General features: G+C 69.4%; 14 protein-coding genes. 5 read left to right on the top strand and 9 right to left on the bottom strand.

Annotated features, from left to right (window positions below):
• The first annotated feature begins 173 nt into the window (after window positions 1-173).
• Window positions 174-1067: a helix-turn-helix transcriptional regulator gene (locus OIE75_RS00825; protein WP_329468988.1), complete on the top strand. Its 894-nt coding sequence runs from the start codon at window positions 174-176 to the stop codon at window positions 1065-1067.
• A 904-nt stretch (window positions 1068-1971) separates the two neighbouring features.
• Here OIE75_RS00825 and OIE75_RS00820 read toward each other — a convergent pair.
• From OIE75_RS00820 to OIE75_RS00790, 7 genes are all read right to left on the bottom strand, one after another.
• Window positions 1972-3003 (bottom strand): LLM class flavin-dependent oxidoreductase, encoded by a 1032-nt coding sequence (locus tag OIE75_RS00820; protein WP_329468987.1) that lies wholly within the window; start codon window positions 3001-3003, stop codon window positions 1972-1974.
• A gap of 374 nt (window positions 3004-3377) precedes the next feature.
• Window positions 3378-4076 carry a nitroreductase gene (locus tag OIE75_RS00815; RefSeq protein ID WP_329468986.1) on the bottom strand — a complete coding sequence of 233 codons (699 nt, stop codon included), beginning with the start codon at window positions 4074-4076 and terminating at the stop codon, window positions 3378-3380.
• A 270-nt stretch (window positions 4077-4346) separates the two neighbouring features.
• The gene (locus tag OIE75_RS00810; protein WP_329468985.1) at window positions 4347-5084 is read right to left on the bottom strand and encodes an NADPH-dependent F420 reductase; all 738 of its coding nucleotides are present in this window, start codon (window positions 5082-5084) and stop codon (window positions 4347-4349) included.
• 106 nt (window positions 5085-5190) lie between these two features.
• Window positions 5191-5784, bottom strand: a complete 594-nt coding sequence (locus tag OIE75_RS00805; RefSeq protein WP_307008791.1) for a TetR/AcrR family transcriptional regulator — start codon at window positions 5782-5784, stop codon at window positions 5191-5193.
• Between the two features lie 248 nt (window positions 5785-6032).
• Window positions 6033-6557, bottom strand: coding sequence for an MmyB family transcriptional regulator (locus OIE75_RS00800; RefSeq protein WP_329473909.1), 525 nt, complete (start codon window positions 6555-6557; stop codon window positions 6033-6035).
• Between the two features lie 91 nt (window positions 6558-6648).
• On the bottom strand, window positions 6649-7989 hold the full coding sequence (locus OIE75_RS00795) for a cation:dicarboxylate symporter family transporter (RefSeq protein WP_329468984.1): 1341 nt from the start codon (window positions 7987-7989) through the stop codon (window positions 6649-6651).
• A gap of 165 nt (window positions 7990-8154) precedes the next feature.
• The gene (locus OIE75_RS00790; protein WP_329468983.1) at window positions 8155-9321 is read right to left on the bottom strand and encodes a mandelate racemase/muconate lactonizing enzyme family protein; all 1167 of its coding nucleotides are present in this window, start codon (window positions 9319-9321) and stop codon (window positions 8155-8157) included.
• A 108-nt stretch (window positions 9322-9429) separates the two neighbouring features.
• On the opposite strand from OIE75_RS00790, the gene OIE75_RS00785 reads away from it, so the two are divergent.
• Both OIE75_RS00785 and OIE75_RS00780 read left to right on the top strand, forming a co-directional pair.
• Entirely contained in the window at window positions 9430-10113 is a 684-nt protein-coding gene (locus tag OIE75_RS00785) for a GntR family transcriptional regulator (RefSeq protein WP_307008788.1), read from the top strand.
• Window positions 10110-10241 carry a hypothetical protein gene (locus OIE75_RS00780; protein ID WP_329468982.1) on the top strand — a complete coding sequence of 44 codons (132 nt, stop codon included), beginning with the start codon at window positions 10110-10112 and terminating at the stop codon, window positions 10239-10241. The genes OIE75_RS00785 and OIE75_RS00780 overlap by 4 nt, the downstream gene beginning before the upstream one ends.
• Before the next feature lie 379 nt (window positions 10242-10620).
• Here OIE75_RS00780 and OIE75_RS00775 read toward each other — a convergent pair whose 3' ends face one another.
• Together OIE75_RS00775 and OIE75_RS00770 are read right to left on the bottom strand one after the other, a co-directional pair.
• On the bottom strand, window positions 10621-12813 hold the full coding sequence (locus OIE75_RS00775; RefSeq protein ID WP_329468981.1) for an FG-GAP repeat domain-containing protein: 2193 nt from the start codon (window positions 12811-12813) through the stop codon (window positions 10621-10623).
• A gap of 222 nt (window positions 12814-13035) precedes the next feature.
• Window positions 13036-13509, bottom strand: a complete 474-nt coding sequence (locus OIE75_RS00770) for a class I SAM-dependent methyltransferase (RefSeq protein ID WP_329468980.1) — start codon at window positions 13507-13509, stop codon at window positions 13036-13038.
• A gap of 457 nt (window positions 13510-13966) precedes the next feature.
• On the opposite strand from OIE75_RS00770, the gene OIE75_RS00765 reads away from it, so the two are divergent.
• Together OIE75_RS00765 and OIE75_RS00760 are read left to right on the top strand one after the other, a co-directional pair.
• Window positions 13967-14110: a hypothetical protein gene (locus tag OIE75_RS00765; RefSeq protein ID WP_329468979.1), complete on the top strand. Its 144-nt coding sequence runs from the start codon at window positions 13967-13969 to the stop codon at window positions 14108-14110.
• A 162-nt stretch (window positions 14111-14272) separates the two neighbouring features.
• Entirely contained in the window at window positions 14273-14479 is a 207-nt protein-coding gene (locus OIE75_RS00760; RefSeq protein WP_329468978.1) for a hypothetical protein, read from the top strand.
• The last annotated feature ends 11 nt before the right edge of the window (window positions 14480-14490 follow it).

Below are 14490 nucleotides of genomic sequence, written 5' to 3'. Positions count from 1 at the left end.
GGCGGCGGACCGCCCGAGCGGGGCGTGGAGCTGCTCCTTCCCCGCCTTGCTGGCCGAAGGAGAAGCACCACGCCTTCCAGGTAACGCCCTCTTCACGCGCGCAGCGAGTCACTGACAAGGGGTGTACTGGCAGTACATCCCTATGGCCGTGTACGGGACGTACCGTCGAAGGCATGGACAACCGTGAGGAGGTCCGCGAGTTCCTCACCTCGCGGCGCGCGAAGATCACCCCTGACCAGGCCGGACTGCCCGGAGGTTCCCGGCGCCGTGTGCCGGGCCTGCGCCGCAGCGAGGTCGCGGCCCTGGCTGACATGAGCGTGGAGTACTACTCGAAACTGGAGCGCGGCAACCTAGCCGGGGTCTCCCCGTCCGTTCTCGAAGCTCTCGCCCGCGCCCTCCAGCTCGACGACGCCGAGCGCGCCCACCTGGTGAACCTGGTCCAGGCCGCCGACGGCTCCGACGCGCTCACCCGCCCTCGCCGCCGGCGCACCAAGGAGCAGTGGAAGCCGCACCGCAGCCTGCAATGGACCCTGGACGCGATCACCGCAGGGCCGGCCTTCGTCCGTAACGGGCGGATGGACGTCCTCGCCGCCAACCAGCTCTTCCGCGCCTTCTACACCGACCTGTACGCCACGCCCGGCAACCAGCAGAACCTGGCTCGCTTCACCTTCCTCGACCCCGCCGCCCGCCGCTTCTACCCGACCTGGGGCGCCTTCGCCGACATCACCGTCGCCATCGTGCGTGCGGAAGCCGGCCGTAACCCGCACGACAAGGACCTGCACGACCTGGTCGGCGAGCTGTGCACCCGCAGTGACGAGTTCCGTACCCGGTGGGGTGCACACAACGTCCGCCACCACGGCACCGGCACCAAGCACTTCCACCACCACGCCGTCGGCGACCTCTCCCTCGCCTTCGAGGGTCTGGAAATGGCCGCCGCCCCCGGCCTCACCCTCACCATCTACGCCGCCGAGCCCGGCTCCCCCTCCGAAGAAGGGCTACGCCTCCTCGCCACTTGGGCCGCCACCCAGGAAGCCAACCCGGACACCGAACAGTCGGCGATCAGCTGATCATCAAGGGCTGGCAGCGCCGACAGGGCCGGCGCTGGGTCTTCTGTGAGCCATCCTCTGTTCACAGTCGGCGTCGGAAGCTTCCTGGCGGGCGGACGGGGCGCCGTTCTTGAGGAAGGCGAGGCGCACAGTGGCCAGGTTCGTTCCCTCGCGGTCGGCGATGTCCTGGAGCGGCAGATGGTCGTGTTCGTACCAGGTGCGCCATTGCCCGATGCGGGTGGCGGTGTGCTGGGTGCGCCGGAACCGGGGAGGGCTCCAGTCGACCGGGTGTCGGGACAGCAGGTAGATGACGTGCGCTGTGGTGGTGTTGAGCCTCTGGACGACCTGGGCGATGGAGAAGTCGCCGGGTGGGAACGGCCTCGTGGAGCCGGGCCACGGTGATGCTCTCCGGGTCAGGGCCGGCAGGGTCAGTGGGCGGAGGGCGGCGGGGGAGAGGCGCGGGGCCCACTCGGTTGAGGTCCTTCATGCCCGTGTTGCCGGTCAGCCCCACCCGGCACACCGGCCATCGCTCATGTCCCTGCGCGGTGAACGCGCCGTGCTCGGCGATCTCCCGGCGGTGAAACTCCCGCGCGAAGGCGAGCACCGCTGTGGTCTTCCCCAAGCCGGGGAACGCGTCGACGGCGACGGCGCCCTTGGCCTTGTCGCCGTCCTGCTGGTTGCTGTCGACAATGTCCCACAAGTCCCCGTGGAGGTACACCAGTTGAGGGGTCTTGACGGGGGCCCAGGTTCGCGTGCCATGTCCGCCGGTCGTGCTCGTAGGCCGGCCGCGCCGTTTCATCCAGAGCCTGGAGAGCCTGTCGGGCCAGCTGTGCGGGCTGTGTCCGGAGAGGAGCGTCGACGAACGTCTTGAAGCCTTCCTTCCTGGACAGGGCCAGATTTCCCAGGCCCGCGAGAGTCCCCGTCGTCACACGTCCTCCAGGGCGTCCGCGTAGAAGTCCTCTTCAAGGGTGAGATCGTCCAGATCGGATCGGGGGGCAGAAATGGGAGGCGAAGGGGCTGACCGTGGTGCCGTGAGGGCGATCGCCGTCCTGACGGTGACCACGGCGGCCATGGCGTCGTGGAACACCTGCGGGTCGCGGTAGTCGATGACGCCGTGGGAGAGCACGTCGCGCAGGGTCCAGCCTTCCCGGGCCAACTCGAGGGCGCGGACGGAGCGTGGGTCGCGTGGGCTGGGTATGGCGTCGGCGAACTGGTACGCGGTCAGCGGCTCGTCGAGTTGGCCGGGGCCGAGCGGGAGGCCGATCATGGCACCGAGGTAGCGGACGCGCTGGTTCAGGTCGGCGACCTCATCCAGGAAGCGGCGCCGCTGATGGGCGGCCTGGCGGGAGGGGGCGATGGTCGGCATGAAGCCGGCGAGCACCTTCACCTCGTCCGGGTCGCGTCCGGCGCGCTTGGCGGCGTCCCGCAGAGCCTGGCGCTGGGCCCGGGCATCCTCGACGGTGTACGAGTTGGCGTAGACGCCGCTTGCGTAACGGCCCGCGAGTTCCAGGCCGTAACTGCCGCCACCTGCCTGGAAGATGACCGGCTGGACCTGCTCGGGCGGGGGATGGGCAGCGGGCCGCGGGAGGCGGCGTGCTTGCCCTGAAGGCTGACCGGCTGGATCTTGTCCATGTCGGCGAACCGCTTGCCGTCGACGTCGAGAAGCCAGGCGTCCTTCTCCCAGCTGCCCCACAGCCCCTGGACGATCTGGATGCCTCGTGGGCAGCTCGTACTTCTCCGCGCGCGGCGGGATCGTCGCGCCGAAGTTCGCCGCAGCGGCGGGGTCTGAGGTGGTCACCGCGTTCCAGCCGGACCGGCCGTGGCTGATCACGTCCAGGGCCTTGAACTGGCGGGCGAGATTGTAGGGCTCGGTGAACGTGGTGGAGGCGGTGGTGACCAGGCCGATCCGCTCGGTCTCGCGCGCGATGACGGTCGGGATCAGCAGCGGGTCGAGCATGTGGATGCGGGGCCTGGTGGTCGAGGTCGACGTCCAGGACCGGGGTGCCCGCGATGAGCAGCAGCTGGATCTTGCCGCGCTCGCCGGCCTGCGCGTACCGCACGAACTGGCCCATGTCCGTGTAACTGCTCAGGTTCGCACCCGGCAGCCGCCAGGCCCCGGGTGCGGCCCCGTATCCACCGCTGAACTGCATCCCCAGGACCATCTGTCGGCTTGTGACGGTTACCTCTCCAGATCAGGCAATGAGAAACGGATATTGCCTCCGATTACTTCATCGATAAGACGGAGGCATCCTCCGTCTTATCAAAGGCCCTGCGGGCGCCGGGCGCGTGGCGGCCCGGGCCCAGGTGCCGGTTGTCCTGCGGGCGGAGGAACTACTGCCCGTCGAGGACTCCTGAGGTGTCATGCAAGACCACGCTCCGCCGCAGCGGAACCCGCTCCGTGCGGAGCGTGTTCACCGGTGCCGCCGGGTCGGCCATGCCGAAGGAGATGCCGAACAGCAGCTTGAGTTCCGCGGGGACACCCAGAGACTCGCGGACGGTGTCGGCGTAGACGCCGAGTACGGTCTGCGGGATGCCGGCCAGCCCCCGGGCCGCCAGCGAGAGCAGGAAGTTCTGCGCGTACATGCCGATGTCGCCGGCCGTCCGTACCCCGTCGCCGAGTGCCGGCATGAACAGGAAGGCGGCATGGGGAGCGCCGTAGAACTCCAGGTTCTCGCGGACCGCCGCCCTCCTGCCGTCCCGGTCCGAGCGCTCGACACCCCGGGCCCGGTAGACACTCGCGCCCAGGGCCTGCGACCGCTGGAGGTAGAGACCCTCGCCGTAGCCATCGGTGAAATCCGGGGAGGTCCGCCCCTCCTCCTCGGCCCGGAGCAGCTCTTTGGCCAGGGCATCCCGCGCCGCACCCGAGACGACGTGCACCGTCCACGGCTGGGTGTTGCTGTTCGAGGGGGCGGTCTGTGCGTCTTCCAGTACGCCCCGGATGTCCGAAGGGGACAGGGCGGTGGGCAGGAACTGCCGGGGAGAGCGTCGGGAGTGTGCGATGTCGGTGAAGGCTGACGTGGTGCCGGGCAAGGCGGTTCCTCTCCATGGCGCTCAGTCGCCGTCACGGCCGCCGCGGCACAGCGCAGTACGGCAGGCCATGCGAGGCGGCAGCCGAAGTAAGGGCCGGACGCGAGATGCACTCTTGCGGGTACCTGCAGGCTTGCGGATGTTCGCAGGCCGCAGGGTGCCGAGGCTGCAGCGTGGGGGGACTGTGCGCTCTTCGTGTTCGTCTTTGTGTGTTCGTGGCGCCCAGCGCTGCCGCCCTCGTGCCGTTGGGTGCACGAGAGCCGCGTCGGGTGTTCAGCGGTGGGCGGCGCGGTTCATCTCGACGACGTCGTCGACGGTGGGGTTGGCACCGAGGGCGGCGAAGCGTTCCGGGAGGCTGTCGCGGATGGCCGCGTCTTTGACGCGGTCGGCCGCGGCCAGGGCCGTCGGCAGCTCGTCGAGGGTCAGCTCGGTGCAGTAGGCGGGGCTGTTGGGCTGCTGGCGCCAGGAGTCGGCCAGTGTGCCGGTGTCGTAGGGGTCGAAGCCGGTGTCGTCCACCAGGCTCATGGCCACCTTCCGCGCCTCCTCGGAGTCTCCGGCGACAGGGATGGCGAGGCGGCCGGGCGTTCCGGCCGGAACACCCTTGGTCCGCTGGGTTTCGGCCAGCGCGGCGTTCCACGCCTTGACCACGGGGCGGCCGAGCAGCTCGGCGGTGTACACGCTCTCCACCTGGCCGTCGTCCACCGCCTCGATCGGCTCGCTGAGCATTCCGGGGTAGTAGTTCGAGGTGTCGATGACCACCGTGTCGTCGGGCACCGACGCGAACAGGTCCGCCAGCTGGCCCGCCACCCCGAACGGGATCGACAGGACGATGACGTCCCGGCCCTGGACGGCGTCGGCGAGGTCCGCCGTGCGGGCCCCGGACTCCAGCACCTCCGCCCGGACGGCCTCGGGGCCGCGGGCGTCGGCCACCTGGACGTCGTGACCGGCCGTGCTGAGCTTGGCAGCGAGGTTCCCGCCGATGGCTCCGGCGCCTATGGCAGTAATTTTCATGATTTGTCCCTTAGTAGGTTATGCCGCCCCTGGGGGCAGCACGATGTGATGGATGGGTGGTAATGCCGCCTGGCTTTGCGGGGGTCAGGGCGGGGTGCCTGGCGATTTACGCCTGGGTGTCCTGCTGGCGGTAGCCGCTCGCGATGAGGGTGCGGAGCCGGTCGAGCGACTCCTCTTCGGTGCCGGTGCCCTTGATCCAGGCGACGGAGCAGGCCGCGAGGAACAGGTCGTTCCCTCGCACCGACGCGCGCACGCGCCCCGCGAGCTGCGCGGCTCGCACGTACTGATCGGTGGCGGAGATGAGGATGTCGCAGGGAATCGTGAGCGGGTTGTCCGGCTCCTGCGCCCGGGCTGCCGCCATGAGCGGGTCCGGCAGCCCGCTGAAGGCGCTGAAGTACTCCTCCATCGCCCGCAGCCACTGCTCCAGCGCTTCGGCGGGATCGCCGAGCTGCTCGATGTCCGCCTGGCGGGCCACCAGTTCCTCGGAGCGCGTCTGCAGCACGGCCGCCAGCAGCGCTTCCCGGGTGGGGAAGTGCCGGTACAGGGTGCCGGGCCCGACACCCGCCTCCTTGGCCACCGCCTCAAGGGAGGTGCCGACCCCGTGCCGCAGGAAGTGACGCTGCGCGGTCTCCACAAGGGCTGCGCGGTTGCGCTGAACGTCCGCGCGAGGCTTGCGTCCCCGCTGTTCGCCGGCACTCATGCGCCCTCCTGCCTGCCGTGATCCTGCGGCCGCAGCAAAACGGATGCTGCCTCCGTACTTGGTCGAGAGTAAAACGGAGGCAGCGTCCGGTCAAATGGGAGGCCTGAGCGCGGAGCCCGGACATCGCAGGGGACCGACACATTTGGCCGTAATGCGCGGGGCAAAAGCCGATCGGACTGCACCATTTCAGGGTGCCCATGTCCGGCCCCTCCAGCGCCGAGCCCGGCCCAGTTGCCCGTCCCAGGACGTCAGGAAGTGAGCTGTTGGTGTCCGACGACGGAGAGCAGTTCGAGTTTGCTGTGGCTCTCCGTGCCGGGGCGAGTGGTCAGCACCACCAGGGACTGGGCGCGGTTCTCGGTGAACAGGATCTGGGCATCGACGTCGATGCGGCCGAGTTCGGGATGGAGGATGGTCTTGCCGTCGTCGTAGCTTTGTGCGACTTCCTGAAGTTCCCACATGCGGACGAACTCGGGGCTGTGTTCCTGGAGCTCGGCGAGGATCCGGGCGGCTCGCGGGGTGTCGCTGCCGGCTGTCGGCGCGGCCCAAAGGCGCGCTGCCTGGGCACGGCCGTAGCGTTCGCGGGCCTCCTCGGGAACCATCAGGTGCTCGGCCGGGTCCATGAACCAGCGGTAGCAGCCGCTGCGGGCCAGACCGGTGTGGCGGGTCTGGTCGCCGAGCAGCGCGACGGACAAGGGGGTCATCGCGAGGGTGTCGACCAGGTCGGTCTGCACCAGGGCCGGGGAGTCGTCCAGGCGGTCCAGGACCCGCATCAGTGGCGGGCTGACATGTTCGGAGCGGTGGAAGCGGGCCGGGGCGTTGTGGCCGATGAGGACGAAGAGGTGGTCGCGTTGTCGACGGCCACGGCTATTTGTCGGCGTCGACCTTGGCGGTGTCCAACTCGGCCTGCGGCGGCGTGGTGCTGCGGGAGTGCAGGACCTTGCGGGCCTGTTCCGTGTCGAAGTCGTTCTCCCACTTGCCGATCACGATGGTGGCGACGGCGTTTCCGAGGACGTTGATGAACACGCGGCCCTCGTTGAGGATGCGGTCGATGCCGACGATCAGGGAGAGGGCGGCGAGCGGGATGTGGCCGACCGCGGTGACGGTGCTGGCGAGGACGATGAACGCGCCGCCCGCGATCCCGGCGGTGCCCTTGCTGGTGAGCATCATGACGCCGACCATGATCAGCTGCTGCTGCCAGGACAGGTCGATGCCCACGGCCTGGGCCAGGAAGAGGGAGGCCATCGTGAGGTAGACCGCGGAGCCGTCCAGGTTGAAGGAGAACCCGGAGGGGATGACGATGCCGACGACGGGCCGGCCGATGCCGAGGATCTCCAGTTTGCGTACCAGCTGGGGCAAGACGGCCTCACTGGAACAGGTGCTGAGGGCGACGAGCAGTTCGGCCTTGAGGAAGCGGATGAGGCCGAACAGGCTCAGGCGGCAGGCCCGCATGATGGCGCCGAGGACGACCAGGACGTAGACGACGCAGGTCGCGGTGAACAGGACGATGAGGTAGCCGAGCTGTTTGAGGCTCTCGGCGCCGTAGGTGGCGACCACGGTGGCCAGGGCGCCGAAGGTGCCCAGGGGCGCGAGGCGCATCACCCAGCCCACGATGCGGAAGACGACGTCGGAGAGCGCCTTGATGCCGCGGGTCAGCGGTGCCCCTTCCTCGCCGGCCATGTTCAGGGCCGCACCGAAGACGATCGAGACCATCAGCGCGGACAGGATGGCGTCCCCGGTGATCGCGCCCAGCAGGGAGGCGGGGATGAGGGAGGAGACGAAGCCGGTGAAGGTGGCGTGCTCGGTGGCGGTCTTGGGCACGTCGTCGGCGTTCAGCGACGAGGGGTCGACGTGCAGGCCGGCGCCGGGCTGGAAGATGTTGGCGACGACCAGCCCGATCAGCATGGACACCAGGGACAGCACCAGGAAGTAGCCGATCGCCTTCACACCGATCCGGCCCGCCTTGCGCAGGTTGTCCATGGAGGCGATGCCGGTGGTGACCACGCAGAACACGACCGGGATCACGATCATCTTGACCAGCGCGATGAACCAGTCGTTGAGCGGCCTCAGGTCCTCCCCCAGCCCGGGCGCGAGGATGCCGACGGCGATGCCGAGGACGGCGGCCAGGACGACCTGGAACCACAGCTCACGTATGAGACGGCTCAGCCGTGACCGCTGCGGGCGGCCGGAGGTGGTGGTGCTTGTCATCGTTGGTGCTCCTTTGCACGACGATCGTGTGTAGCCCTGTCCCGTGGGGGGTGCGGGGACGGCGACGCGGCTCGCGCGCCCCCGATCTCGTGTGTGGCGCCCGTTTCCGCGGCGCCGGCCGACGGCGCCCGCCCGGTGGCGGGCGCGTCCGCGGTGGGGTGGCGGTCAGCTGTGCAGGGCGCGCAGCACCTTGTAGAAGGCGTCCTTGCTCTCGAAACCGATGCCGGGGGTGTCGGTCAGGCCGACGCGGCTCTTGTCGACGACGGCGTCGTCGGCGAAGCCACCGGTGGGCTGGAACTCGCCCGGGTAGGACTCGTTGCCGCCGAGCTTGAGGGCGGCGGCGATGTGCAGGGAGAACTGGTGCCCGCCGTGCGGGATGCAGCGGCGCGAGGACCAGCCGTGCTGACGGAGCATGTCCTGGATGCGCAGGTACTCCACCAGTCCGTAGGAGAGCGCGGGGTCGACCTGGATGGTGTCGCGGTCGGGGCGCAGGCCGCCGTAGCGGATCAGGTTGCGGGCGTCCTGGAGGGAGAAGAGGTTCTCGCCCGTGGCGATGGAGCCGGTGTAGTGCTCGGCGACGGTGGCGTTGAGATGGTAGTCGAGCGGGTCGCCGATCTCCTCGTACCAGAACAGGCCGTAGGGCTCGATGGCCCGCCCGTACTCCAGGGCCGTGTTGAGGTCGAAGCGGCCGTTGACGTCGACGGCCAGCCGGGAGCCGTCACCGTCCAGCACGTCGATGACGGCCTCGATACGGCGCAGGTCCTCCGCCAGGTCGGCGCCGCCGATCTTCATCTTGACGACGTCGTAGCCCAGGTCGAGGAAGCCGCGCATCTCGTCCTGAAGGCCGGCGAGGGTCTTGCCCGGGGCGTAGTAGCCGCCGGCGGCGTAGACGAAGACGGAGTCGTCGGGCTGCCCGTCGCCGTAGCGCTCGGACAGATACCGGTACAGCGGCTTGCCCTCGATCTTGGAGGCCAGGTCGAACAGGGCCATGTCCACCACACCGACCGCGACCGAGCGCTCGCCGTGCCCGCCGGGCTTCTCGTTGCGCATCATCACGTCCCACGCCTTGGCGTGGTCGAGGCCGCCCTGCTCGTCGAGCAGGCTGCCGGGCTCGGCATCGAGGAGGCGGGGCAGGATCCGGCGGCGCAGGATCTCTCCGGCGCTGTAGCGGCCGTTGGAGTTGAAGCCGTAGCCCACCACGGGCTTGCCGTCCCGGATGACGTCGCTCTCGATCGCCACGATCGAACAGTCCATGGAGCTGAAGTCGATCCAGGCGTTGCGGATCGAGGAGCTGATCGGAACGACGCCCTCGTAGACATTGGTGATCTTCACTGCGAGCCTTTCTCATATCTTATAAGATGCGACGGCTGTTAGGGTGAGCTGGTTCGCTGCGGGATGTCAAGGGGTGGAGCAGCTCCGGAAAGGGAACGGTCAGGGGCTATGGCAGGACAGAACCTGTTCTTCAGCAAGAGCGACCTCGCCTACGCAGAACTCCGCGATCGGATCCTCTTCGGCACGCTGCCTGCCGGGTCACGGCTCGCCCAGTACGACCTCGCCGAGTCCCTCAACATGAGCATCACGCCCCTGCGCGAGGCCATCCGACGCCTCAGCAGCGAGGGACTCGTCACCGTCGAAACCCACCGCGACGTCCGGGTCTCCGTCATGAACTCGAACGAGGCCCGCCAGCTTTTCGAAGTCCGCCTGTCCCTGGACCCGACCGCCGCCGAACTCGCCGCCCAGCGACGCACCGACGACGACATCGCCATCATGCAGGCCGCCGTCGACAAGCTCCTCCCCGTCACCCGCCAATGGGGGGAAGAGGCACTGACGGCCCACCGCGCCTTCCACCAGGCGCTGTACCGGGCCTCGCACAACGACGTCCTCATCCGTCTCCTGGACGACCTGTGGGACAAATCCGACCGCTACCGGCGCCTCGGCCTCGAACTCCCACCCGGTGACGAACCCCGGACCCGGGACCTACAGGAGCACCACCAACTCGTCTCCCACATCGTGGACGGCCGCGCCGCCGAAGCTGCCCAGCTGATGCGAGGCCACATCACCCACAGCCTCACCGCCACCGCCATCAGCGCCCTCGAAGACCGCGAGGGCCTTCGCGTGAAGTGACACGCGGCTGCATCGCCGCCGAGGCCGAGCCGCGCTGGTCGCAGCCCGACGCGCCGGCGCTCGTCGGCGTCGACCGGCACGGCAACGTCACCGGCGGCATGGCCCCGACTCCGTCACCCGGGCCGTGAAGCGGATCAGCGCCCGCGCTGGCATCCCGCTCGCCTGGACCGGCCACTCCTCCGCATCGGCCTGGCCACGACCGCCCACAAGAAGGGAAAGGACGCCGTGGCTATCACCGACCAGGGCGGATGGGCCCGCCACTCCCGCTCCATGAACGGCTACTTCCAGCGGGTCGACGGCTGGGAGGACAACGCCACGGCCGGCCTCACTGACCACTGGACGGCGAACGGGAGAGGGGCCGCTGACAAGACCGACAGCCCCGACCCAGTCGCTCCACCGCTCTCCCTTGGTGCGCCGGAGGGCGTACTCGTCACACCGGTCAGCCTTGTTCTTGTTCACCGGGGCGGGAGATGTCGGCAGATGCTGTACCAGTGGTCCTTCAGTCGGTCAGAGAAGCGGATCCAGCCCGCGTATCCAGGCACCGTGGATGCCGGTGGTGGGAAACGGGGTCCTCCACTGACCGGTGCCGTAGTAGAACGTCACGGTCGCGTTGCCGACGTAGCCTTCGGGCACGGTGAGCACGTCGCTCCAGCCGTCGCCGTCGATGTCTCCCGGGCCGATCATCTGGTACCCGCTCCAGCCACCGCTGATCCGTGTCCGGGGCGCGAAGGTGCCATCGCCCTTGCCCAGGTAGAGCCAGAGCACGCCGGACTTGTCCCGCGCGACGAGGTCTCCGGCGGGGGCGCCCGCCAGGTTGCCGGTGGCGGTCAGCTGGTTGTAGACGCTCCAGCCGCCGCCGACCCGCTTGCGCGCGGAGAAGGTGCCGTCGCCCTTGCTGGGATAGAGCCACAGCACGCCGGTCTTGTCCGTGGCGAGGAGGTCGTTCCGTCCGTCGCCGGTCAGATCGGAGCCGCTGGTGAGCTTGTCGTAGATCTTCCATCCGCCACCGACGCGCTTGCGTGGGGTGAGGGTGCCGTCGCCCTTGCCCTCGTAGGACCACAGGACGCCGGCCGTGTCGCGGGCGACGAGACCGGTGGCGGCGGGGACGATCCTGTCGTAGGTGTTCCACCCGCCGCCGATCCGGGCCCGGCGCGGCGTGTCGTCGGACGTCAGGTGCCGCAGATGCCCGACGTCGTACAGAGACAGAACGCCGGTCGAGGAGCGGCTGAAGATGTCCGGCGAGCCGTTGTCGTCGAAGTCGTGCGGCCGGGGTGCGCGGGTGACGGTGAACGAACCGGTGCGCTCGAGGGCCGGGCCGATGCCGTTGGCGGGTTCGGCCCGCATCGTCCATGTGTACGCGCCCCGGTACGCCGGGAACTTGCCGAGGAGGCCGTCCCAGTTCAGGCGGAACTCCGTCGTGTCCGGCTCGGGTGACCATGCCGACACGGTGTGGGACGTGCCCGTGGCGGTGTGCACGAGCTTCAGGTGAACACGCGCGTTGGCGCGGCTGAGTGTCCAGGCGACCGGTACGTGCCCGTCGGCCTGGTCGAGGTCGATCACGCCGGACGGCGCCAGGGGCTCGGACAGGCCGGTGACGGCGGTGGGGACTCCGGTGGTCGCCAGGACGGACACGGTGGGCCGCCCGCCGTCCGGGCCCGGCGTGATCCGGTACACCCCCTCGCCGTGTTCGACCGTGCCACCGGTGGCGATCAGACCGCCGTCGGCGGTCGGGACAAGGGAGGTGGCGTGCGCGAGGAACTGGACGGTCTCGCCCGTCGTCAACGACCGGGCGGTCGGCGCGGGCCGAACCTCCGGGCCCAGGGCGGTGAAGGCGTGAGGGTCGGCGGACACGGCCCAGTCGCCCGCCAGGCCGAACGTCCCCGGGGACCCCTTCACCATCCCCTCCCACGTGCTACGGCTGACTTCCCGAGAACCTGGCCGGGTCACAGCCAGGACCGCCTTTCCTTCGGCGTCCCGGTCCTGCCAGACCACGTGGGTCCGCGACCCGCTGACGGGACGGACCTCATTCTTGTTGTTCAGGACGTCATACGTTGCCGTCACCGAAGCCGAGGCCAGGTCCACCAAGGCCAGCCGCTGCTCCCATACGCCGTCCGTGTGCTTGAAACCGTGGAGCAGCAACGTGTCCGGGTCCGAGTTGTCAGGGGCCCGCCACGTCATGCCCTGGGGCAGGCCGGTCAGCGTCCGGTCCACGACCCGGCCTTGGGCGTCCTTGTCGAGCAGGTGCAGCTCCTGCCGGTTGTCCACGCGTTTCGAGGCGATGAGCGTGGTTCCCTGGAATCGGAGGGCGACGTACACCCCGCCGAGGTCGTAGGAGACCAACTCCTCGCCTGTGGCCATGTCGAGGAAGGTGCGGTTGGTGCCGTCGGTCCGCACGACGGTGTCCGTGCCCGGGTTCGCCCCGTACGGGCCACCCGGCAGTGTGGTCCGGGTGCCGTCGTACCGCGTCCACGTGTAGACGTCGCTCCCGTCCTCCTTGTGACGCGAGAGGAAGCCAGTGGGCCCGCCGGAGAGGGCCACTGCGCCGGGCGGCAAGGAGGCCGCCCGCTGCAGGGACGTGGCGGGTGCGGTCACTGCCGGGCCGGCCGCGAGGGCCGGGGCGGCCAGGCCTCCGGCCGTCACGGCGAGGACGACGGCAGTGGCAACGCCGAGGCGCAGACCGGCGGAGTTGAGGCGGTTCAAGGGGAGTCCTCCTGGAAACTGTGGTGGCGCGTCCCAGCGCCGTGATCACAGCGACTCGTGACAGCCGTTCAAGGTTGTACGGTCATTCGGAATGAGCAATCGCGTCCGTCACGCGGCCGGTCCGGCTCGCATGACCGGACGCTGCCGCCGACTAAGTCGGCGGCAGCGGTGCCCCACACGGAGGCGACATCGACGCGGCGGGCTGGCCGCGGCGGAACGTGGTCACCAGGTGTGTGCCAGCGGGGCGCGGCCCGGGCCCGACGGGCAGCGTCTCCGTGCTGATCCAGGCAAAGTCGGCCTCGTCGAGGAGCGTGGTCCACACCTGTTTCTGGAGGACCAGCGGTGCATCGTGGCGGCTCCGCCTTCGGGGGTCTTCGCTCCGATTTCGGTGTGCTGCACGTCGAGGTGGGCGGGCTCGCCGCCGAGGTGATGGGCGAAGGCGGAGAACACGAGGCGGCCGCCCGGGCGCAGCGCGGCGGCGGTCGCAGGCAGCAGCTCGCGCGGCTCGACGAAGTCGACGGCGCCGAAGACGCTGTAGAGCACGTCGTAGGTGCCAGCCGTCGCATGCAGGTGCCGGAGTACGCCGGAGCTGACCAGTCGCAGTCGGGAGGCGGGGTGGCCGTACAGGTCCTCGGCCATTGTGTGCTGGGCGGGCGAGGTGTCGACGGCGATGATCAGGGCTGGATGGTGGTCCACGGCGACGTGGGCGCCTGCCGGGCTGCGACGGCACCGAGGTCGCCGACGCAGCGGCCGCTGATCTCGCCGAGGGCTTCGGTTCCGGGCCCTGTCTTGACCTCAGCTCCAGAAGAAGCGGTCGGGCACGGCGCGGTCAGTGGCGTGACGGGTGCGACCGTAGTGATGCCAGGGGTCGGTAGGGCGGATGGACATCTTGCCTATCCTGGCGGGCCCCACCGCATGGCGGGCCGGTCACGGGCACCTCGACCCCGGAGGGGCGATGACGGCGATCGTGAAGGGTTGGATCGTCCGGCGAGCGACCCGGACTCCGCCGTACGGTCTCCGGAACGTCCGGAGATGTGCCGGACGGGTCTTTGCTCTCCGAGAGTCAGGGTCATGAACGAGATACTGTTCTTGCCCGCATTCCAGCAGTCGCCGGCGTGGACGTAGACGGGCGGGGCTTCCCATTCAGGCCCTGTTGCAGGAGCCAGTCGGGCGGGGCGGGCCGTGCCTCGATGCCGCGCTGCCGTTCGGCGGCGCGGCGTTCCTCGTCGTGGACCCACCGTCGGGTGCGGGCCGGGTCGCGCAGCTGCACGCGCTCGAGGAAGCGGAGCACTGCTAGGACTGTCCGGCGGATCACGTGACTAGGAACCGGAACGGCATCCTGCCCGGCACCGGATGGCACGACAGCCCGTTCAGTTCTTGCGGATGCGGCGGGCCTTGGCAACGAGTCTGCGAGGCAGCTTCGGACCCGCACATGCGTAGTCGATCAGCAGGTGCGCAGGTGCAGGTGCAGGTGCAGGTGGACGGTGTAGAGGAGGGGAGCGGCGTCGGTTTTGTTGGTGTTGAGGTGCGGGATTCGTCGGCCGGCAGGCTCCAGCGCAGCTTCGTTGCAACCCATTCGGCGATGTACCGGCACACCGACCGTCTGGCTGGCCGCAGGCTCGACATCATCACTCCTGCGGCGGCGGACCGCGCTTTCGTCCCCTAGGTCATTTTCAG

Source organism: Streptomyces sp. NBC_01723, from assembly GCF_036246005.1.
In the GTDB taxonomy this organism is placed as follows: domain Bacteria; phylum Actinomycetota; class Actinomycetes; order Streptomycetales; family Streptomycetaceae; genus Streptomyces.
The sequence above is the reverse complement of the archived record's forward strand: the minus strand, read 5'-3'. Positions and strand labels throughout refer to the sequence as shown.

Excerpts from the sequence above, each read along its gene's own strand:
- OIE75_RS00810 (WP_329468985.1), bottom strand. The coding sequence starts at position 5,084 with ATGAAAATTACTGCCATAGGCGCCGGAGCCATCGGCGGGAACCTCGCT.
- OIE75_RS00795 (WP_329468984.1), bottom strand. The coding sequence starts at position 7,989 with ATGACAAGCACCACCACCTCCGGCCGCCCGCAGCGGTCACGGCTGAGC.
- OIE75_RS00785 (WP_307008788.1), top strand. The coding sequence starts at position 9,430 with ATGGCAGGACAGAACCTGTTCTTCAGCAAGAGCGACCTCGCCTACGCA.
- OIE75_RS00825 (WP_329468988.1), top strand. The coding sequence starts at position 174 with ATGGACAACCGTGAGGAGGTCCGCGAGTTCCTCACCTCGCGGCGCGCG.
- OIE75_RS00820 (WP_329468987.1), bottom strand. The coding sequence starts at position 3,003 with ATGCTCGACCCGCTGCTGATCCCGACCGTCATCGCGCGCGAGACCGAG.
- OIE75_RS00805 (WP_307008791.1), bottom strand. The coding sequence starts at position 5,784 with ATGAGTGCCGGCGAACAGCGGGGACGCAAGCCTCGCGCGGACGTTCAG.